The sequence below is a fragment of the Sedimentisphaera cyanobacteriorum genome (genome assembly GCF_001997385.1).
Taxonomy (GTDB): domain Bacteria; phylum Planctomycetota; class Phycisphaerae; order Sedimentisphaerales; family Sedimentisphaeraceae; genus Sedimentisphaera; species Sedimentisphaera cyanobacteriorum.
The window spans coordinates 2,167,047-2,187,520 of the sequence record NZ_CP019633.1; the positions used below are offsets into that span (position 1 = coordinate 2,167,047).

Sequence of the window (20,474 nt, forward strand, 5' to 3'; positions counted from 1 at the left end):
GCTATGCCTGAAAACAGGCGATTTACAAGAAGACAGTTTATTGGTTCAGCCGCGTGCTCCGCTGCGGCGCTGGCTCTTGCAGGAAAGACATTAGGCGCAAGAAAAACCGGCAGGCCGAATTTGGTTATAATCCACACCGACGAGCACAATTTCAGAACCCTCGGCTGCTGCCGTGATATGCTCAGCAATGAACAGGCGTATATGTGGGGCGAGGGGCTCAAGGTTGAAACGCCTCACATCGATTCCATCGCAAAACAGGGAGCTATCGCCACAAGCTGCTACTCCAGCTCTCCGGTATGCTCACCTTCACGTTCATCTCTGCAGACAGGCCTGTATCCGCAGGCTACAGCAGTTAAAAAGAACAATATCCCAATGCTCTCGAGCGTAAAAACATTCGCAAACGTGCTGCAGGAAAAGGGCTACGCAACAACGTACCTTGGCAAATGGCATCTGGACGGTTACGGCAAGCCTCAGTGGGACCCTAAGCGGAATTTCGGCTATCAGGATAATCGGTATATGTTCAACCGCGGCCACTGGAAAAAACTAATTGTTAAAGATAACGGTGGTGCACTGCCGCCGGAGCACTATGTTGACGGCAAGCTGACAATGATGTGGAAACTGCCCTCACAAGAAAGCGTAATCGGTGACGAAAAATCCTTCACCACAGATTTTCTCTGCGACCGCACAATACAGGCGATAGAACGCGATAAAGACAGGCCGTTCTGCGTTATGTGCTCAATACCCGATCCTCACGGACCGGATAAAGTGCGAAGTCCTTACAATAAGATGTATGATAAGGATAAATTCGAAGAGCCCCGAACACTGGATGCAGGCAAAAACCTTCCCGGCTGGTTAAGCAAAGGGAAAAATTGGACAGACGGTTTTACTGAGAGTCAGAGGAACGGACTCGCTGAATATTTCGGCATGGTAAAGTGCATCGATGATAATGTTGGCAAGATCCTCGCTTACCTCAAACGCACAGGTCTCGAGGAAAACACAATCGTTGTCTTCACCTCCGACCACGGCGATCTCATGGGCGAGCACAACCGCCACAACAAAGGCCTGCCATACGAAACATCAGCCCGAATACCGTTTGTTATCAAATATCCGGGAAAGATTAAGCCGGGCAAAATCGTCAGGAAGGCAAACACCAACACCGATTTCGCACCTACTATCCTTTCGCTGATGGGTTTTGAAGGCGAGCTCAAAGGCTGCCACGGCGAGGACATCTCTAAAGATTTCACAAGCCATGAGAAGATTGTCGATTCTGAGAGAATCGTGTACTTCCGCCATGCAAACGAAAATTGGGCTGCAGCTGTTAGCAGCAGATACAAGCTGGTGCTATCTACTGTTGACAGGCCTTGGCTTTTCGACCTTGAGAAAGACCCAGACGAGCTCATTAATTTCTACAATAAAAAAGAATATGCAGGCGTTGCACAGAGATTCAAAAAAGCGATTGTTGAGCAGATGAAAAAATTTGAAGAGCCTATGCTCAAAAACGGCAATTTAAAGATGTCTTAAAAACGGAGAAAACTTTGAAAGTTAAAACATTTTTTACCGCAGCGGTCTTGCTGACGTTTGCTTTATCGCAGGCCAGAGCAGAAACGTATTATATAGACAGCCAAGAAGGCAGCGATTCCAATTCCGGCCTTTCGGAAAGCTCTCCGCTTGAAGGCTTTGAAAAGGTGAACTCAAAATCATTTGCATCAGGCGATAAAATCCTGATTAAGCGGGGCAGCAAAATTAACGGCTCGCTCAAAATCTCAGCAAACGCCTCTGCGGAAAATCCCCTTGTGATAGCTCCATACGGCAAAGGACAAGAGCCTGTTATAGACGCCGCAGGATACCTCGCAGGCGTGCATATAAAAAACTCCAGCGGAGTTGTGCTTAAGGGGATCGAAATCACAGGCGACGCCGGCAAACCGAAGGAGAAATTCAATCAAACTCAGCGATACGCTGTGCTTGTGGAAGCGGATAAAGGCGGGGTGCATAAATCGATCCGTCTGGAAGAGCTGGATATACACGATATCTTCGCTGCCAAACAGAGACCTTCAGACGGCAAAAACAAAACATCAAACAGAGCAGTAGGGATTTTGTTCTCGTCCGGCGGAAACACGAATTCATTTCTCTCTGATTTGACTGTAATAAACTGCCGAATCAGGAAAACCGGATTCACCGGCATAAGCTTCAGCTGCAATAACAAAGAAGAAAAATACTACAACACCGGCATTCGCGTTTTGAAAAACAGACTGCAGTATATCGGCGGGCCTGGCATCCAGCCCAGCAGGGCAAAAGATATGCTCGTGCAGGGCAATAAGGTTTACCGCTCGGGGTCAACTGCAGATAAGAGGATGCATTCACGAGGCAGCGGCATCTGGACATGGTCGTGCAGCGATGTGCTTATAGAGAAAAATAAATTCACTCAGGCAGGCGGGAAGGCCGATTCCTGCGGAATGCACATAGACTTCAACTGCCGGAATGTGGTTATACAGTATAACTACAGCGCATACAATGCCGGCGGTTTTATCGAAATCCTCGGGAACAACCACAACTGCGCATACCGCTACAACGTAAGCGTTAATGACGGCTTCCGCGAGAAAGGCAAAAAAGGCGCACATCAAGAGGGCAAAATCCTCTGGACAAGCGGATACGTAGGACGAAACAGAGAAAAGCACGGGCCGTACAACTCCTATATCTACAACAATACGATCTATACAAAGCCCGGGAGCAGATCCTGCTTTTCCATCTCACCCACCACTCAGGGACTGCTGATTGCGAACAATATATTCTGCCTGAACGGAAAGACGGTAAACGTTTTGGGCGATCAGGACAATCAAAAGGCTCGTTCGGAAAACCCGTTTGAACCGGTTGTCTTCAAGAACAACATCTACTGCAGCCCAGATATCCTGCCGGAAGATTTGGGCATCAAAGATTCGAACCCAATCTATGGAAGCCCTGATTTTCAGCAGCCCGGAGGCTGGCAGGTTCAGAATTACATTCCTCAAAACAAAGGGCTGATAAAGGATAAGGGCATTGAAATCCCCAAACTCCCAAGCGATGAAACAGGCCTTGAGATAGGGCTTGAGCCCCCGCACGATTTTGCCGGAAAAGAAATAAAAGGAAGGCCGGATATAGGCGCTTTTGAAATCGATTAACCTTACTTATTTTTATTGAGGAATTGCTATGCTCTCGCGTTTTTTACCAAATCAGCGGGTTGTGTTTTTATTGTTGTGCGTTTTTGGTTTTCAGGCTATGGCGCAGTCCGCATTCCAGCCTTACAATACCGGCAGCGATAATATAATCCACATTACCGCCGCAGACTTCGACGGCGTCGGGGCGAAGGATTACGTTGTATGTATGTCCGTTCAGGGCAAGATCAAGGCCTACGACCGCCCCGCTCTTCACCCGCAGGGCAGCAGCCCGCTTCTCTGGGAATACTCAACGCCCGTAAGCTTTAATATTATGATAAAGGCAGCGCAGGCAAACAGCCAGAGCCCGGGCGAGGAGATTTTAATCCCGGGAACAGACGGCAAACTCAGAATACTCTCCAGCCAAGGTGAGCTTCTAAGCGAAAAGCCTGTTGGCTCGGGAGCTATGTACTGCGCCGAGACGGGCAAAAACAGCTCAGGCGAGATAATAATCGCAGCAGGCGGAGTTGACGGGAGCGTATATTTCCTTGACGAGGCAGGCAGTCAGCTTGCTGCGAAAACGCCTGCGAACAAGGGCATTGTAAGACGAATTGCGGCTGGGAACTTCGACGGCACGGGCGGTGATGAGATTGCGGTGTTCTATATTCAGAAGGGCTTTGCAGGGAACCGCTATATCGAATTTTACGACCTCGACACTTTCGAGCGTCCGTCATATTTGCAAATTGAAGAACCGCTTTACGACGATGCCGGCCCGACGGTAGCATGGGGACATACAGGAATGGGCTGGACAGACAAGCAGACACCCTGGGCCTATGATATGGACGGGGACGGAGACGAGGAAATCGCTGCGCACTGGGGAGTGCTTCATCCCGAATCAGGTTCTACAGAGACGAGGCTTTCAGAATTCGTTGATGACGGCGAACTTCTCTATCTCGGCCAGGACTATGAAAACGCCTATGAGACTACGCCCACAGGCAAATATCTCCTTCAGCAGGGCATTCCGGGAAATTTTAAAGGCGGCGCGGAATACCCCGACACCGAGCTTTTTACTGTTTACGGCGATGATCTGTATCTCGTAAATTACGACACGTCCAAAAGCCCAGAAACAAACAGATGCGAAGTTTCAGACTACACAAACGCTCACCCGCTCTACCACTTCACCGATGCAGCAAGGCTCGAAGACCGAAGCGGCGGGCTCGATAAAATCGTGCTTGCAGGCCCGATCACCGGAGACGACCATTTCTACACAGTGGATTTATCAGGCGATAACTGGAAACAGCAGGCGCAGACAATAGACGGAAGAGGAGTGCTGGGTGAGGTGGATTCAAATCTCGATCAGCTCTGGGACGATTTAGAGGGTTTCTCAGGCTCGCAGGCCTCTTTCCAAAAGCCGATATGGTTCATTCACTACTTCTCCAGCTGGCTGGGCTGGGAGATGACTCCGGAAAACATTGAAACTCACGGGCAGATGGTTGAAGATGCGATAAAATCTTGGGAGAATACGCTCGGAGGCAATCCGCAGAGGGTTGTCTTTGCTGCAAGCCATAGTCCAAATGTTATCGGACCAAACGGAGGCGACCCGGATATAACACCTGAAGGTATGGTGGCCTACTGCGCAGAGCTTGCATCCAGAGGGATATATTTCTGCCTCAAAATCGGCCACGGCCAGAATCTCTATATGTCTGCGGAAAATCTTGCAGACTGCTATGAGGCCTCAGTGGTTGGAGGCGAATGTTATATGATGGCCAGGACAAAGGAGCTTCATACAATCGATGCCTATAAGCCTCACATGGACGCAGTGCTTCAAAGATCCCAGCAGATCGGCGAAGAGCCCGCTAAGATAATGCTCTGCGGGAAAGGGGCAATCTTTTCTGCTATGACACCCTCTCAGGCCTCGACTTACTTCCCTGCATACAAGGACATCCTGATGCCGGGCGTAGAAAATTCCAACGTTAATGCTGTTGACTGGAGCTTTTCCGAAAGGGTAGGCCTATGGATGTCCGAACAGGTTGAATCATGGGGCTGCAATCTCGCCGGAGACTGGCTTGCTTCAAACAGAGCGGCCGAATGGGGCGGCCTTCGGAACGGCCATATCGTTCTGCGTCATTTGCTTTCGCAGCTCGCCATGGGGGCTGAGGTGTTCCGTTTTAATTCTGTTACCGCCTTGGAAAACCCGCTTTATCAAAGAGGCACAGACCCAAACACCCAGTGGTGGAGCGATACATACAGGCAGGGAATGTGGAATTTTCTCAAGATAGTGGAATCTGGGGCATTCCCGTCAACGCCATCAAGACAGCAGATAAAGGGGATCTCGCCTGTGGCAGCAGCACTTCCCGAGCCCGATTATGAGCACCTGAGAAAGGAAGATGTAAACCACGATTGGAATAATTATTCGCCGGACAGCTCAGCCTATGTAATTAACAACCTCGAATGCTGGAACGCATATAAAGACGTGCCCGAATACGACTTAACCTCCATATTCTTCAACACAAAGCGAAGATGGGACAATTTCTTCCCAACCTCACCCTCAGGATTTGCGCTCGCTGTGCCGTATAAATCCAAGCAGCAGCTTGAGGCAATGCCTTGGTGCAAAAAGGCCTTTGAAACAGACGGGGTAAGCTGGGAGAGCTTCGATAGACTTATGCTTGCTGAATCAGAGATAAGCTCCGAGCTTCTCACTCAGCGAACCAATATGCCTTTTTATGTGGAAAACGAATGCTTCTGGCAGGTAATTCAAAGCGAGGATTCGCCGGAGACATATTATGCGCTTTTGATGGACTCGGCAACTCTGAGCCCGAAAGAGCGGGAGGTTAGGCTGAGATTGGGCAGCGAATCAGGGGCGTGGGAAGTTTACGACCAGCTGGGCTCCGAGCAGCCTCTGGGCGAAATCAGAAGGCCGCCGGACTCGCTCGAGATTACTGTACCGGCAGGCAGCGTTAGACTGCTAACGATAAAGGCAAGCCAAAACAGCGATGCTGATATCTATGAGGACGGCTTCGTTGACCATACCGATCTTATGATGATGGTTCATCAGTGGCTCGGGCCTCCAATGAGGCCTTCTGCTGATATCGCTCCGGAAAACGGAGACGATTTTGTGAATCTGCTGGATTTTTCAGTCCTCGCTGAAAGCTGGCTTATCTTTGCCCCGGGCACGGAATACTATTTAGACAGCGAAAACGGAGACGACTCAAATTCCGGGCTGACCCCGCAGTCGGCTTGGAAAACTCTCTCGAAAGCCAGCACGCAAAGTTTTGATATGGGCGATTCTGTCCTGTTTAAATCCGGCCAGACTTTCGAAGGCACGTTCCAGATAACCTCCAGCGGAACCGAAAAAGCCCCGATTAAGATATCCTCGTGGGGAGAAGGCGAAAAGCCGGTAATTGATTCAAAAGGCTTCTTTGCGGGAATAGAAATTATAGATTCAAGCTTTGTTGAGGTTAGCGGGATTGAAATCACCTCCGACGGCGGTCAGGCTATAGACCCCCGCGCAGAGAAAGAGCGATACGGTGTTTATGCATCAGCTTCCGGCTCTGAAATCCGGAAAGACATCAGACTCTCTGACCTCTACATCCACGATATATTCGCAGAAGTGCCAATCAGTGCTGGAGGGAAAAATCCAACCTCGAATATGGGCAAAGGCATAGAAGTGATGGCGCAAGGCTGGGGCGAACCCTACTTCGAAGGTGTTTTAATAGAAAACTGCGAGATAGAAAGAACCGGCCATTACGCTCTGGGCCTACATACACGACAAACCAGCGACCAGAGCCGCTATACGAGGGATGTAGAGATATTGAACAACACGCTCACTGATATAGGCGGACCGGGAATTCAGCCGGGAAGGTGCAGGGATGTGCTGGTTCGCGGGAACACCGTTGATGCGAGCGGAGCGTACGTTGACCCGAGAATGCACGGCAGAGGGAGCGGGATTTGGCCTTGGAGCTGCCACAATGTGCTTATAGAGAAGAACAGTTTTATGCATGCAAGAGGCAAGGCAGATTCCTGCGGAGCGCATATAGATTTTAACTGTTCAGATGTGGTAGTTCAGTACAATTTCAGCATGGACAACGAAGGCGGTTTCATCGAAATCCTCGGCAACAACTACAACTGCTGCTACCGGTATAACGTAAGCGTTAATGACGGCTTCAGGGTAAAGGGGCAAAACGGGGCTTTACAGGAAGGGAAAACCATATTTGCAGGAGGTTATGTCGGTTCAGGGAATCCAAAGACAGGCCCTTTTAATACTTACATCTACAACAATACGATATACACTCAGGGTGATGGAAGATCCTGTTTCAGGATTGAAAAAACAGCAGACGGGCTTCTTATCGCAAACAACATCTTCTGCATGTACGGAGAAACTGCGCACGATTCCGGGGATTCAGGACAGGTGAGCAATGTGATTTTTGAAAACAATATGTATATCTATGAGGATATATGGCCGGCAAGTATGCCGATTCAGGATTCAGCTCCGATATACGGCTGGCCTGTATTTACCAATCTCGGCGGAACCGACCCGCTCGATTATATCCCCACAAACACAGATGCAGTGCAGGATGCGGGTATCGAAATCCCCAAACTCCCCGGCGACAGCGTTGGCCTTGAAATAGGCCTTGAGGTGCAGGAAGATTTCAGAGGCAATCCCATCATAGGCCTGCCGGATTTAGGCGCTTTCGAGATGGGAAGCTAATAGGATATTTCTATGCTGCAGAAACATACTGCCTGAGAAAAGCGGCTCCGATTTAAGCCGCATCGAAGTTAATCCACATAAACTGCACGATTACACGGTTTTTATTCCTCTGCAAAGCGGAATCGATTGATCTTTTCGCCCAAGATTTTTACATCGTCCAGCATCACATAAAGGCATGGCACAAGAACCAATGTAATCACGGTTGCGAAGACGATACCGAAGCCCAGCGAGATAGCCATTGGAATCATAAACCTTGCCTGCCGGGAAGTTTCGAAAATCATCGGTGCAAGCCCTCCGAACGTTGTGAGTGTTGTGAGCATAATGGGCCGAAATCTTCTCAGCCCAGCCCTGTGCACGGCCTGCAAAGGCGTAGAGCCTTCGAGCTTGTGGTTGTTTGCAAAATCGATCAGCACGAGCGAATCGTTCACCACAACCCCCGCAAGGGCAACCACCCCCATCATACTCATAATGCTCAGCGAGTAGCCCATTAGTATATGCCCGAGAACCGCTCCAATAATCCCGAACGGGATAGCCATCATCACAATGATCGGCTGCCAGTAGCTTCGGAACGGGATAGCAAGCACTGCATAAATGCACAGCACCGCCATTATGAGCCCGAGGAAAAGTGCCTTCATACTTTCGTTGAAGTCTTCCTGGCGGCCTTCCCAACCGTAAGAGAGCCCGGGGAAGTCTTTTTTAACCTCGGGCAGGATATCTTCCATAAGCGAGGTCTGCACTTTGCTCGTTTCGCTTATCGGCTCAACGTTTGCGGTAACCTGAATCACCCGCCTGCCTTCTTTTCTGTCGATGGTAGTGTACGACCGGCCGATATAATAATCTGCTACCTGCAGCAAAGGCACGTCCGTGCCTGAAGGGGTTCTAACGAGAAACTGCTCTATGTCGTATTCGCTCACTCGCTGTCTTTCGGGATACTTCACTCGCACCTGCACCTCATTCCTGCCTCTCTGCTGCCTTACGGCTTCAGCTCCATAGAATGCATTCCGCACCTGCGAGGCGATTCCTGCTGCTGTGAGCCCGAGGCTTCTTCCCTCCGGCTTGATCCTGAAGTTGTACTGTCTTTTGCCCGGGGTATGTCCGTCGTCCACATCTTTTACATGCCCGAATTCAGAGAGCTCTTCTGCGAGGGCCTCGCCTGCGTTTTCAAGGATGTCTATATTACTGTGGCTAAGCTCTACAGTAATCGCGGCTCCCGAGCCCGGCCCGCCTCTGTCCGCTTCGAAACGCAGCATCTCCAGCCCGGGTATTTCTCCTGTCTTTTCACGCCAGAGGCGGGTAACCTGTGTGGTTGAGACCGGCCTTTCATCAGCATCGGTAAGAAAGAAACGCACAGAAACCCTGTTTCCTCTGATAACGGAAAACAGCCCTTTGGAGAGCTTGTCTGCGCCGTTTTCTTCAGCAATCTCTCTTCCCGCTTTCACCAATTTATTCTGCACCTTTCTTGCATCTTCCAGCGGAGCGCCGAAGGGAAGTTTTGCGGAGGCATAGGCATAATCAGACTCCACACGAGGCATAAGGATTGTCCCGATTCGTCCGCTCTGAACGTAGCCGAGTATCCCTGCAAAAATAGCTATACCTGCCGCTATAACCACATAACGCCATCTGAGCAGGAATTTGAGCAGGGGGCCGAAATGATTGGTGATAAATTTTTCGTATTTCCTGCTGAATGCCTGCTGATACTTGTGAATTTTGGATATAAGCCAGCCCTCACGCTTGTGCTTGTGGGAGAGGTGCGCGGGGAGAATGAAAAGCGCCTCAACCAGCGATATTATAAAAACCGTTGAAACCACCAGCGGAATCACCTTCCATATCTTGCCCACGAATCCCGGGACAAACATAAGCGGCATAAACGCCACCACGTTTGTAATAATGCTGAAGGTTACCGGCCCTGCCACTTCCCTTGCACCTTTGACTGCTGCTTCGAGGAAGTTCCCGCCGCGTTTTCGGTATTCGTATATGTTCTCGCCCACAACAATCGCATCATCAACCACAATACCAAGAGAGACGATAAATGCGAACATCGATATCATATTTATCGTTACCCCGAGCCCGGGCAGGAAGAGCAGTCCGCCGAGAAACGAGATCGGAATACCCATCGTTACCCAGAAAGCGAGCCTTATCTCGAGGAATATACCCAGCGTTAAAAGGACGAGTGTAAGGCCGATGAAGGCATTTTTCAGGAGCAGTTCGAGCCTCTGGCGGTAGATATCAGAGCGGTCTCTGGTAATAACCCAGTCTATCCCTGGCGGTATAGTGCTGTCTATAGAATGCATTGCCTCCATTACGCTTTCCGAAACGCTTATGGGTGTCTGTTTTCCGGTTCTGAAAGCGTTTATCCCAACAGCGCGTTTTCCGTTGAAGTAGCCCTCTTTTTTTGTATCTTCGAATGTGTCTGTTACCTCGGCAATGTCTCGTAGATAAAGAACAGACCCGTCATCATTTGTAACAATCGGGATCCGGGCAAACTCCTCCGCCCAGTCTTTCCTCTGCATAATCCGCACGAGGATATCGCCGGACTTTGTGCGAAGTGTACCGCAGGGGATCTCCTGAGAGTTTGTGTCTATGATCCTCGATACCTCGCTGAGGCTGAGCCCGAGGCCGCGAAGCTTGTTTTTGTCTATCTCTACGTATATCTCATAATCGCGAACGCCTGAAAGGTCTACCTGCGTTATGCCCTCGCTGTTGAGAAGCCGGTCGCGCACCTGCTCTGCAACCTCTCGAAGCACCCACTCGGAGCTGTCTCCGTAGATCTGCATGTCGATAACATGCCTGCGTATTACATTCAGGTTTACCTCCGGCTCCTCAGCATCGTCCGGAAATGTTATAATCCTGTCCACCTCCTGCTGGATATCCTGATACACCTTCTGCTGGTCTGCGCTTTCAAGGAGCTCGGCAGTTACCACGCCCACACCTTCAGAAGCGGTGGCGGTGATCTCTTTTACCCCGTCGAGGCCGCGCACGGCCTCTTCAACCACAAGCACAATCCCCTGTTCAACCTCCTCAGGGCTTGCGCCCGGGTACGGAACGGTGATTGTAACCCTGTCCAGATCGAATTCAGGAAACACCTCCTGCTTTATCTGCGAGGAAAGCAGAAAACCGCCTACGAGGAAAACTATCATCAAAAGATTGGCCACTACATGATTTTTGGCCATCCAGGCGATCGGTCCGGTAAGTTTGGTCTGCGGGTTATTCATAGGCGTTCTCCTCGGCTGCTGCCTCGCTTATGCGAAGAGGCATACCCTCCACTGGTGCTGCGATGTCTGATGTAACCACTCTGTCCGATTCGGTGATTCCGCTCTTAACGTAAACGAAGCTGTGTTCTTTGAATACGATCTCTGCCTTTCTGATTTCAAGCTTATTATCCTCGTTCACTACCCAGACGGTATTGTTGTCGTGGATGTATTTTCTTTTCAGGCGGAAAACGTTTTCAATCATCTTTCCGTGAATCCGGCACCTCAGATAAGCCCCGAAGAGGATTTCCTCCCCGCCGTTGTTTTGCCTGTCCAAACAGAACGGGTCTTCCGCCTCCACAAGCACCCTTGCCATTCGCCCATTTTCTTCGAGCGAGCCGATAAGCCTGAGCACCCTGCCCTCTCTGGATGCATCCGAGGGCCATACAGAGTCGTTGTAGATTTCAACCTTTGAGCCTGTTTCCCTGGTGTTTTTCGGGAACAGAATCCATTTGAGCTGCTTCTCCGGCACGAGAACTTCAATCCAAGCCGCTTCTGTGCCCACAAGCTCGAAAACTCTGGCTGATGTATTCGCAAGCTCCCCGAGCTCAACGTTTTTCTCGTTTATCCTCGCATCAAACGGTGCCTGAATTATGCATCTTTCGTAATTTTTCTCTGCCCTTGCAAGGGCGGCCTGAGCGCTTTTTACACTCGCCTCTGCCTTCTGAAGCTGGGGCTTTTTCAGCACAAGAGCCCTGTCCTGTTCGCTGAGCTGCTCGCCCATCAGCTCATAATCGCTCTTTGCAGCGCGGACATTACCCTTCTGAATCTCTAAATCGGCCTCTGCAGAGCTAAGAGCGCTTCTGGCTTTCTCAAGCTCGCTGAGGTAGTCTGTTTTTTCAATATGCACAAGCTCGCTTCCAGCCTGAACAAAGCTTCCCGGTATGAGCCTTTCGGCAGTCCATTCCACTTTTCCGGAAACCTCAGGCCTGATCGAGGCTGTTCTTGCCGGCTGGGCGGTTCCCATAGCCCTAACCTCAGCGGGGTAATCCGCCTTGCTGAAGCTCTCAGCCGTTACGAGTCTTGCCTGTTTCTCGGGTTTTCTTTTTCTCGCCTCAGGCTTGTTATCGAGCTGATATTTCGCTATCAGCAAACCGCCGGCTATTATCAAAAGAGGAAGTATCAGATTGATTGAGATGTTAAGTATTTTCTTCATATTTTTCTTATGTCCCTGTTTGATTTTGCCAAATTATCAGCTGCTCTGCTCCCAGCCTCCAGCAAGTGCCCTGCATAAAGAGATCCTTGCCTTAACAAGATTGAGCCTTGAATTTACAAGCGAAACCTCGAGTTCCTGCTGGTTTTCGATTGCATTGAGCAGATATATATATCCCTGCTGTCCGTTTATATACTGCTGCTTTACAGATTTTGTATTCTTCTGTGCTATTTCGAGCTGTCTCTGCAGGCTCCTGAAATACTCTTTCTCCCGCTGTTCGGTTTCAATCGCATCTTCCACATCTTTCACAGCTCTAATCACGTTTTGACGGTATATGCTGATTCGCTCCTGCAGCACAGCCCTTGCCCTGTTGGCCTCTGCCTCACGGCTGCCTGCATCGAAGAGCGGCCCTGTAAGCCCTGCGGCAATCGAGCCGAGCCAGTTGTCGAAAACATCTTCAATATCGCTGTCTGCTCCGGATACCGAGCCGGTTAGAGTGAGCGAGGGATACTGGCGAGCGATAGCTGCGGCGGCTGAATAGTCTGCCGCTCGAACCGCATTCAGTGAGCTGATTAGATCAGGCCTTCTCTTGAGAAGCTCAGCGGGTATTCCGGCCTCGGGAATCGGCGGGAGCTCGGGGATTTCTGCATCCGGTGCAGCGGAAAACTCCTTCGGCTCTCTGCCAAGCAGAACAGCAAGCTGGTTTTCCAGAAGATTAACGTTTTTCTCTGCATTTATCAGCCTGCCTTGAGCGGCCTCAAGGATCCTCTCCTGGCTGTGCAAATCGGAGGCTCTTGCCATCCCTTGGCGATACTGCATTCGCACAGTTTCCAGTGATTTGCGGTTGGTTTGAACCTGCTCTTCTATGATCCGCTTTTCGAGAATCCCCGCCTTCAGGGCATACCAAGTTTGTGCGATATCAGCGGTGAGGCTGATTTTTGAGGCAATCAAATCCTGCCTGCTTGCCTCAAAGTTTTTCTCAGCTGCCTTCTGAGCTGAATCAATTCGTTTCCAGAGGTCTATTTCATAGGAGGCCTGAAGCCCTGCGGAAAACTGATTCGAATAAGCAGTTTGTCCCATTGCCTCGCTCCTGCTTCGCGAGCCTTGAGCTGAATAGCTCACTTCCGGCAGCTTCCCCGCGCCTGCTTTGACAGCGGCCTGCCTCGCCTGTTCCATACGCGAGTAGGCGGCTTGTATGGTGAAACTATCCTTCAGTGCGTTTTCTATCAGTCCGCTAAGCCTTTCATCGCTGAAATGCTGCCACCATTTCTCAGGCAGCTTTGCTCCCCCGCTGCTGCTGAATTCCGTTGGAATCTGCCCGCTGGTTTCTATTTTATCCGCAGATTTTACTGCGCAGCCTGCAAGAATAAAAACAGCGGCGAGCAGAGATAAAATTGTTATTCTCATATTTGCTTTCCGGTTTAACGAAACTAATCTTTATGCTCTGGGCAATTTTCTGCAATCTTTCTTATGCCGGCAAGGGAAAACTGGTAAATATGTTCGGCAATTTTCTCAAGCCCTTCCTCACGGTTTTGGGAGTCTGGTATTACACCGGAGAATATGTTTTTAGGGCCGAAAGCCCCTTTTGCATTCATTACGCCAAGAACTATACATTGATTGATTATACTCATTGCGCAGAGCTTAACTTGACTCTCATTGGCATTTGAGCCAAGAATTTTGCGTACTATGCTTTCAAGCAGCTCTGCCATGGGCAGGATTACTTCGTGCTTTATTTCTTTCAGGATTTCGGTTTCCTGGCTGAGCTCGTTTGAGAGTATCTTTCCCGCAGCCCCGAGTTTGCCCGGGTTTAGCAGCTGATAAACCTTTGCCTGAATAAATGCCCGGAGCTGCTCCTCGGCAGGGGCGTCCTCGCCGAGACCGCCGTGGAGGGGGTATTTCTCAAGGGCTATTACGAAAGCCCTCCGCCAAACCTCCTGATAAAGGCGGTCTTTAGAGCCGAAATAATAGTTTACCGAAGCTATATTCACATCCGCCTGGCTGCATATCCGGGCTATAGTGGCGTTGCGATACCCTTTTTCGGAAAACTCTTCCATTCCGGCCTCTATCAGCCTTTCTTTAACCTCTTTATGATCCTTAGACATATTTTTCTTTCGATTAAACGATTGTTTCAAATGCTTATTTGAATTATGCGTTTGATTTGAAATTGTTCAAATTATTTTAAAAAAAATCGCAGAAAGCATCTATTACTGGGAAATCAGTCTATTCAGCGGTTTAATAAAGCGTTGCGCAAAAGTGCCTCTAACATATAACCCCCCTCCAACCTTTACGCACTTTCCAAACAGACCTTTTTGAATATAATGCCCTTTTTCAAAGCAGCTGGAATTTTATTGTATTTTGCAGGTTTTATTATGACAGTTACAAGATTCGCCCCCTCTCCAACGGGCTACTTACATATAGGCGGAGCGAGAACCGCTCTTTTCAATTGGCTCTACGCACGAAAGACAGGCGGAAAATTTATCCTCCGCATAGAAGATACCGATCAGAAACGCAATACCTCGACAGCTATGAAGCAGGTTCTCGAAGACCTCCGCTGGCTTGGTATAGACTGGGACGAAGGCCCCGAAGCGGGCGGTGAAAACGGGCCTTACCTCCAGAGCGAGCGTATGGATATATACCAGAAACACCTTGCCCGTCTTCTGGAAACTGGAAAGGCCTACTACTGCTTTGAAACCTCTGAAGAGCTCGCAGAAATGCGGGAGAAGGCTGAGAAAGACAGCGGCGGGTTTATATACAAAACCCCCGAGAAACTGCCAACCGAAGAGGATGCTGAAAAGGCGCGCCAGCAGGGAAGGCCCGTTACTGTGCGGTTTGCTGTCCCGCAGGATAAAAAGATCGTGTTTGAAGACAGGGTGCGCGGAACAGTGTCTGTTAATCCCTCGGAGATATCAGATTTCATAATCCGCAAATCCGACGGTTTCCCCACCTATCACTTTGCTGTTGTGGTTGATGATGCGCTTATGGGAGTAAGCCATATTATCCGAGGGCAGGAACACCTTATGAACACCCCAGGGCATATCCTCCTGCAGGAGGCTCTCGGCTTTGACAGGCCGGAGTATGCCCATATCTCCCTCACCGTAAGCGATACCGGCGGGAAGCTCAGCAAGCGGGAGAGGCCGAACGCACTTCGGAAAGCTGTTAAAGCGAGCGAAAAAAGCAAAGCAGAGATTGCCGCTGCCGGCGGGATAAGCGAAGAAGAACTTGAGAGATTCCTCAAGAAGAAGGCCGTGCCCGATGAGGATGCTGTAAACCAGATTGCAGATTTCCTCGGCGTTAAGCTGCCGGAGATTAACGTGCGTGATTTTGTGAAAAGCGGATACACGCCTGAGGCTGTGCTCAATTTTGTTGCTCTTCTGGGCTGGAATCCTGGCGGTGATAAGGAGATTATGAGCAAAGAGGAAATAAAAGACGCCTTCACGCTCAATAAGCTCGGCAGGGCAAACAGCTTCTTCGACAGAGACAAGCTTGTATCCTTCAACACAGAGCACATAAATCGCACAGACAGCAAGACCCTGCTCAGGCACTTCAAAACTTTCCTCGAGAAAAATTCAAGCCCCCTGCTGGAAAAGGAAGACTGGCTGCTGGAAAAGGCGGTTGATCTGAGCAGAGGAGCGAAAACATTCAGAGACGTTCTCGACAAATGCAGGCTCTTTTTTATTGATAAAAATGAAATCCAATACGACCCCAAAGCCGTTAAGAAGGTGATAGCGAAAAACGACTGGCAGGGGCTTGGCGTTTTGCGAGATATGCGCGGGCTGCTTGAAGCTTTAGAGCCGTTCACTGCGGATAAGATCGAATGCGCACTCCGCGATTACGGCGAGAAAAATGAGCTTGGGCTCGGGAACATTGCCCAGCCTCTGAGGGCTGCCCTATCCGGCGGGACCGTCAGCCCTGCAATATTCGATTCGATCGAGGTGCTCGGGAAATCTGCCGTTCTGGAGAGGATAGACAAGGCAATTGCAGAGCTTGAAGATTATCAGCTCTGAGCACAAACATTATTCTAATTTTGCTTTCTGCGGCAGTTGTGTATATTTCCATAAACTCTTGGAAAGGTAACAATGAAAAATAGAGACTTAACTGCCGTAATAGAATTCATCCTGTGCTGCGCAGCTTTGCTTTTTGTGCCCACAGGCTTCAAAACCAACACAGACCGCGGCTCAAAGCATGCCAGGGCAAAGGTGCTTTCCGTTGACGACAGCGATCTCCAGCAGTTCTCAATCGTGCTCACCGGAAGCCAGCGGCTTGAGGTGGAAGTGCTCTCAGGGGAGCATAAGGGAGAGATATTTCAGGCAATAAATCAGCTTCAGGGCAGGATGGAGTTTGATGAGATATACGAAACAGGCGATACAATCCTCATCGAATACCGCTACAAAGAAGACTCCACCACCACCTACACCCGCGGGCACTACCGCATTCATTTGGAAATCGTGCTTGCTGTGATGTTTGCTGCTTTTCTGATTTCCGTTGCAGGCTGGACGGGCACAAAGGCTTTGCTGTCGTTTATATTTGCTGCCCTTATGATATGGAAGCTGCTTATCCCCGCCATGCTCAAGGGCTGGAATCCATACCCGATTTCCGTGTTTACAGTGGCAGCTCTTACAGCCTCGGTGAGCTTCCTCGTGGGCGGGCTGAACAAACGCGGCCTTGCCACATTCGCAGGCTCGTTCTCAGGGCTGGTGTTTGCAAGCGTTTTAGCGGTGGTATTCACGAATCTGTTCAGTGTGGACGGGGCGGTGCGTCCGTTTGCTGAATCGCTGCTTTATGCAGGTTTCCCGGAGCTGGATTTAAACGCCATATTCACTTGCGGAATCTTCATAGCCTGCTCCGGAGCGGTGATGGATCTGGCGATGGATATATCCTCCGCTATGCACGAGATCAAGCATAAAAGACCCGATATTCACTTCACCGAGCACATCATATCAGGTATGAGAGTGGGCAGGAATGTTATCGGAACTATGACAACAACCCTCCTGCTCGCCTATTCCGGCGGATATACAACTATGCTGATGTATTATATGGGGCAGGGAACGCCGCTGATTGAATTTTTCAACCTGAAGCTCGTTTCAGCAGAGATCCTCAACGTGCTCGTGGGCAGCTTCGGGCTTGTGGCTGTTGCCCCGTTTACCGCTGTGGTCGCAGGGCTGCTTTTCAAAACAGACAAACCCAAACCACAGATGGAGTAATGCCGTATAGGGGATGATAAACCCGATCGAGCAGTCTTTATTGTGTTTTTACCACTAAGCACTCGAAACACACGAAGGGGATATGGTTTCAATTGATTTTTTGTCCACAGATGGCACTGATGGCACAGATATTTTTATGAGTGTAAGAGCTTGCGATAAAACAATTTATAACAAAACTTCCTGCCCTTCGAGCCCTTCGCGGTTTAAACCAATCCCACTTGGTTCAAAACAAATTACCCGCCCAAAAAATCTTCCTCCGTTTACTCTCCGACTGCGGTAAATGGTTTTGCCAAGCCTGTCCGCCGAAGGCGGAGAACAAGCGGACAGATTCGTGGCAAGTGGCGAGTGGCAAGTGGCGTGTGGCGAGTGGCGAGTAGCAAGTGGCAAAATCATCAGTGAGAATTAGCGTGAATTAGTGGTTAGTAATTCCTCAGCACATCTTAAAGCTCCTCTTCGCCGGTAATCTGAGACCTTTTTCCTGACTTCGGCGGTATGATTGTGGAAAACTCTGCAAAAAGTGGGTTTTGAGGCTGTTATGAGGGTTTGTTAAGTTCGGTTCGCTCGTAGTGCCTAATTTTTTATTTTTTTGACACAATGTTTTGATTTCGTATAATCTGCATTTATGTTTATACGAGTAAAGACATCAAAAAACAGTCCGAAGCAGTCGGTACAGATTGTAGAGAGTTATCGCAACGAGAAGAACCAGCCTCGTCAGCGTATAGTTCGTCATCTCGGCACAGCCTTCACAGAAGAAGAGCTTAAGCGGCTCAAGGATTTTGCCGAATTCGAGAAGGCCAAGCTTGAGGCCGAGAAAACGCCGGCACTTTTCAAGCCTGAGCATCTTGCAGAAGCTGCAATAGTTGCCCGCAAAAACATTGATGATAAGCCTTTGCGGGTCAATCTAAAGAATCTCAGGGAACAGGCACGCATAACTACAGGCATCCATGAGGTATTCGGCAGCATCTACAATGAGCTTGGCTTTAACAATCTTTTCGATAGACGCAAAGAGTCTGCAGGCAAAAACCTTCGTCATATCACAATGGCAAGGCTTGCAAACCCAGTGAGCAAACGCAGCAGCGTTCAGGATCTCTCCAAAGACTTCGGCATTAACCTTTCTTTAGACAGCGTTTACCGTATGATGGATAATATCACAGATGATATTATCAGCAAGGCTCAAAACTGTGCTCACAGTGCTGCTAAAGGCCTTCTCGGCGAAGAGATAAGTCTTCTTTTCTACGACTGCACCACGCTTTATTTTGAATCATTTACAGAAGATGAGCTCAAAAAGAACGGCTACAGCAAGGATATGAAGTTCAATCAGCCGCAGGTTGTCCTTGGTCTTCTGTCCACATCAGAAGGGCTTCCAGTAGGTTATGAGGTATTCCCCGGCAATCAGTATGAAGGGCATACGCTGCATACTGTAATCCCTAAGATCAAAGAGAAATACAACCTCAAGCGTGTTATCTTCACCGCAGACAGCGCAATGCTTAGCAAGGCTAATCTTGATTACCTTGAAAAGCAGGGAGTTGAGTATATTGTGGCAGCGAGGCTTAAAAGCCTCACTGATAAATGGAAAGCAAAGGTTACAGAATCCAATGCCCCGCTTAGAAGCTTTGATTACGGCAAAGATACAAGGCTTATTGTTACCTACAGCGATAAACTCGCTAAAAAGAATAAGCACGACAGGGATGAAGCTATAAGAAAGCTCCAGGAGAAGCTTGAAAAGAGCAGCAACCCCAAATCACTTATAAGCAACTACGGCTACAAGAAGTTTATGCGTGTTACCGGCGATATAGATTGCCGGATAGATGAAGAGAAATATGAAGAGGCTGCGAATTTTGATGGTCTTCACGGTGTTATAACGAATGTTAAGGATATGGATGATTCGGCTGTAGTAGATCATTACAGGCAGCTCTGGCTGATTGAAGAGTGCTTCAGGATAAGCAAGCACGATCTGAAGATACGGCCGATATACCACTGGACGCCGAAACGAATCAAAGCCCATATACTGATATGCTTTATCGCTCTAACCTGCGCGAGAAATCTGGCCTACAGGGTTCGGCTGAGATTTGAGCCGATGTCTGTGGCGAGGATTGTAAATGCCCTCAACCACGTGCAGCTGAGCATACTCTGGGATAAGAAAACAGAGTGCAGATATGTCCTGCCATCAAAGATTAACGAGGACGCAAGAAAACTCTATAAAACAGTTAATCTCAGCACCAATACAACGCCTTACAAAATGTAATTTCACCCGCCGAAAAACCTTCCGAAATAGGGTTTGTAGTGCCTGCGCAAAAAATCGAGTCCTTTATTGACATGGACTTATGAAAATTTACCGCCGAAGTCAGGAAACCACAAAACGTTTGCTGTTTCTCCATCTCATCCTGCGAATCCTGTTAATCCTGTCCAATATCTTGCATTTCTCCGATAACTCCGATACCTCTCCGCCTGCGGCGGACAGGCTCAATGTTTAACATCCCCCGTACTACAGCGGAGTCCGCCGCGGCGGACCCACTAGCATTCTTTTCGCTTACCGCCGGCTCTTCACGTTTCGCTATCCTAGCGGGGAGCTTGCGCTCCTCCGCTGTGTGCCGCCGGCTTATTGCGTTGAGGGATGATTTTTCATATTACAGCGGTGCGGCACAAGCCGCCCGCTAAGCCGACACAACGAATAGACTCTTCATATTACAGCACCGTTCGCCGTGGCGGACCCGCTAAGCATTCTTTTAGAAAAGATTTTTCGCTTATGATTTTGCCACTCGCAACTCGCCACTTGCCACTCGCCGCTAATCTTCACTAATTCCAATAAAATATCATTTTTTCGTGGTATAATCCAAATAAAATCTGTGGCATCAGCGGGAATCTGTGGATAATAATTTCATCAAAACCATATCCCCTTCGTGTGTTTCAAGGCCTTCGTAGTAAATCAAACAAACCTGCGGGAATCTGCGGAGTAAAAATTGGTAACTGTCCCCTATTTGTTAAAATCTGCGAAATCTTTGATGTCAATCATTTGAATCCGAGCATAAAAAAAGG

General features: G+C 49.2%; 10 protein-coding genes. 6 read left to right on the forward strand and 4 right to left on the reverse strand.

All coding sequences use genetic code 11. The annotated features are described in order from the left end of the window. Positions 1–3: 3 nt before the first annotated feature. Genes L21SP3_RS08845 through L21SP3_RS08855 form a run of 3 tightly spaced genes read left to right on the forward strand, consistent with a single transcriptional unit; the run spans position 4 to position 7,836 of the window. On the forward strand, positions 4–1,521 hold the full coding sequence (locus tag L21SP3_RS08845) for a sulfatase-like hydrolase/transferase (RefSeq protein WP_077540714.1): 1,518 nt from the start codon (positions 4–6) through the stop codon (positions 1,519–1,521). A gap of 14 nt (positions 1,522–1,535) precedes the next feature. Next, positions 1,536–3,155 carry a right-handed parallel beta-helix repeat-containing protein gene (locus L21SP3_RS08850; protein WP_077540716.1) on the forward strand — a complete coding sequence of 540 codons (1,620 nt, stop codon included), beginning with the start codon at positions 1,536–1,538 and terminating at the stop codon, positions 3,153–3,155. A gap of 28 nt (positions 3,156–3,183) precedes the next feature. Further along, positions 3,184–7,836 (forward strand): right-handed parallel beta-helix repeat-containing protein, encoded by a 4,653-nt coding sequence (locus L21SP3_RS08855; RefSeq protein WP_077540718.1) that lies wholly within the window; start codon positions 3,184–3,186, stop codon positions 7,834–7,836. A gap of 101 nt (positions 7,837–7,937) precedes the next feature. Here the strand turns inward: L21SP3_RS08855 and L21SP3_RS08860 are convergent, their stop codons facing one another. The 4 genes from L21SP3_RS08860 to L21SP3_RS08875 are packed head-to-tail and all read right to left on the reverse strand — an operon-like array spanning position 7,938 to position 14,339. Continuing rightward, positions 7,938–11,048: an efflux RND transporter permease subunit gene (locus L21SP3_RS08860; RefSeq protein ID WP_077540720.1), complete on the reverse strand. Its 3,111-nt coding sequence runs from the start codon at positions 11,046–11,048 to the stop codon at positions 7,938–7,940. Next, on the reverse strand, positions 11,041–12,240 hold the full coding sequence (locus L21SP3_RS08865) for an efflux RND transporter periplasmic adaptor subunit (RefSeq protein ID WP_077540722.1): 1,200 nt from the start codon (positions 12,238–12,240) through the stop codon (positions 11,041–11,043). Before L21SP3_RS08865 ends, L21SP3_RS08860 begins: the two co-directional genes overlap by 8 nt. A gap of 36 nt (positions 12,241–12,276) precedes the next feature. Beyond that, on the reverse strand, positions 12,277–13,644 hold the full coding sequence (locus L21SP3_RS08870; protein ID WP_077540724.1) for an efflux transporter outer membrane subunit: 1,368 nt from the start codon (positions 13,642–13,644) through the stop codon (positions 12,277–12,279). A 23-nt stretch (positions 13,645–13,667) separates the two neighbouring features. After that, the gene (locus tag L21SP3_RS08875; protein WP_077540726.1) at positions 13,668–14,339 is read right to left on the reverse strand and encodes a CerR family C-terminal domain-containing protein; all 672 of its coding nucleotides are present in this window, start codon (positions 14,337–14,339) and stop codon (positions 13,668–13,670) included. 267 nt (positions 14,340–14,606) lie between these two features. On the opposite strand from L21SP3_RS08875, the gene gltX reads away from it, so the two are divergent. The 3 genes from gltX to L21SP3_RS08890 all read left to right on the forward strand — a co-directional run bounded on the left by gltX (position 14,607) and on the right by L21SP3_RS08890 (position 19,683). Next, the gene (gene gltX, locus L21SP3_RS08880; protein ID WP_161488163.1) at positions 14,607–16,241 is read left to right on the forward strand and encodes a glutamate--tRNA ligase; all 1,635 of its coding nucleotides are present in this window, start codon (positions 14,607–14,609) and stop codon (positions 16,239–16,241) included. A gap of 72 nt (positions 16,242–16,313) precedes the next feature. Then, positions 16,314–17,438, forward strand: a complete 1,125-nt coding sequence (locus L21SP3_RS08885; RefSeq protein WP_077540731.1) for a YibE/F family protein — start codon at positions 16,314–16,316, stop codon at positions 17,436–17,438. Between the two features lie 622 nt (positions 17,439–18,060). Then, the gene (locus tag L21SP3_RS08890; protein WP_077539482.1) at positions 18,061–19,683 is read left to right on the forward strand and encodes an IS1634 family transposase; all 1,623 of its coding nucleotides are present in this window, start codon (positions 18,061–18,063) and stop codon (positions 19,681–19,683) included. The last annotated feature ends 791 nt before the right edge of the window (positions 19,684–20,474 follow it).

Bases quoted from the DNA above. Each gene is read 5' to 3' on its own strand.
- L21SP3_RS08875 (WP_077540726.1), bottom strand. From the start codon at position 14,339: ATGTCTAAGGATCATAAAGAGGTTAAAGAAAGGCTGATAGAGGCCGGA.
- L21SP3_RS08865 (WP_077540722.1), bottom strand. From the start codon at position 12,240: ATGAAGAAAATACTTAACATCTCAATCAATCTGATACTTCCTCTTTTG.
- L21SP3_RS08845 (WP_077540714.1), top strand. From the start codon at position 4: ATGCCTGAAAACAGGCGATTTACAAGAAGACAGTTTATTGGTTCAGCC.
- L21SP3_RS08870 (WP_077540724.1), bottom strand. From the start codon at position 13,644: ATGAGAATAACAATTTTATCTCTGCTCGCCGCTGTTTTTATTCTTGCA.
- L21SP3_RS08860 (WP_077540720.1), bottom strand. From the start codon at position 11,048: ATGAATAACCCGCAGACCAAACTTACCGGACCGATCGCCTGGATGGCC.
- L21SP3_RS08855 (WP_077540718.1), top strand. From the start codon at position 3,184: ATGCTCTCGCGTTTTTTACCAAATCAGCGGGTTGTGTTTTTATTGTTG.
- L21SP3_RS08885 (WP_077540731.1), top strand. From the start codon at position 16,314: ATGAAAAATAGAGACTTAACTGCCGTAATAGAATTCATCCTGTGCTGC.
- L21SP3_RS08890 (WP_077539482.1), top strand. From the start codon at position 18,061: ATGTTTATACGAGTAAAGACATCAAAAAACAGTCCGAAGCAGTCGGTA.
- gltX (WP_161488163.1), top strand. From the start codon at position 14,607: ATGACAGTTACAAGATTCGCCCCCTCTCCAACGGGCTACTTACATATA.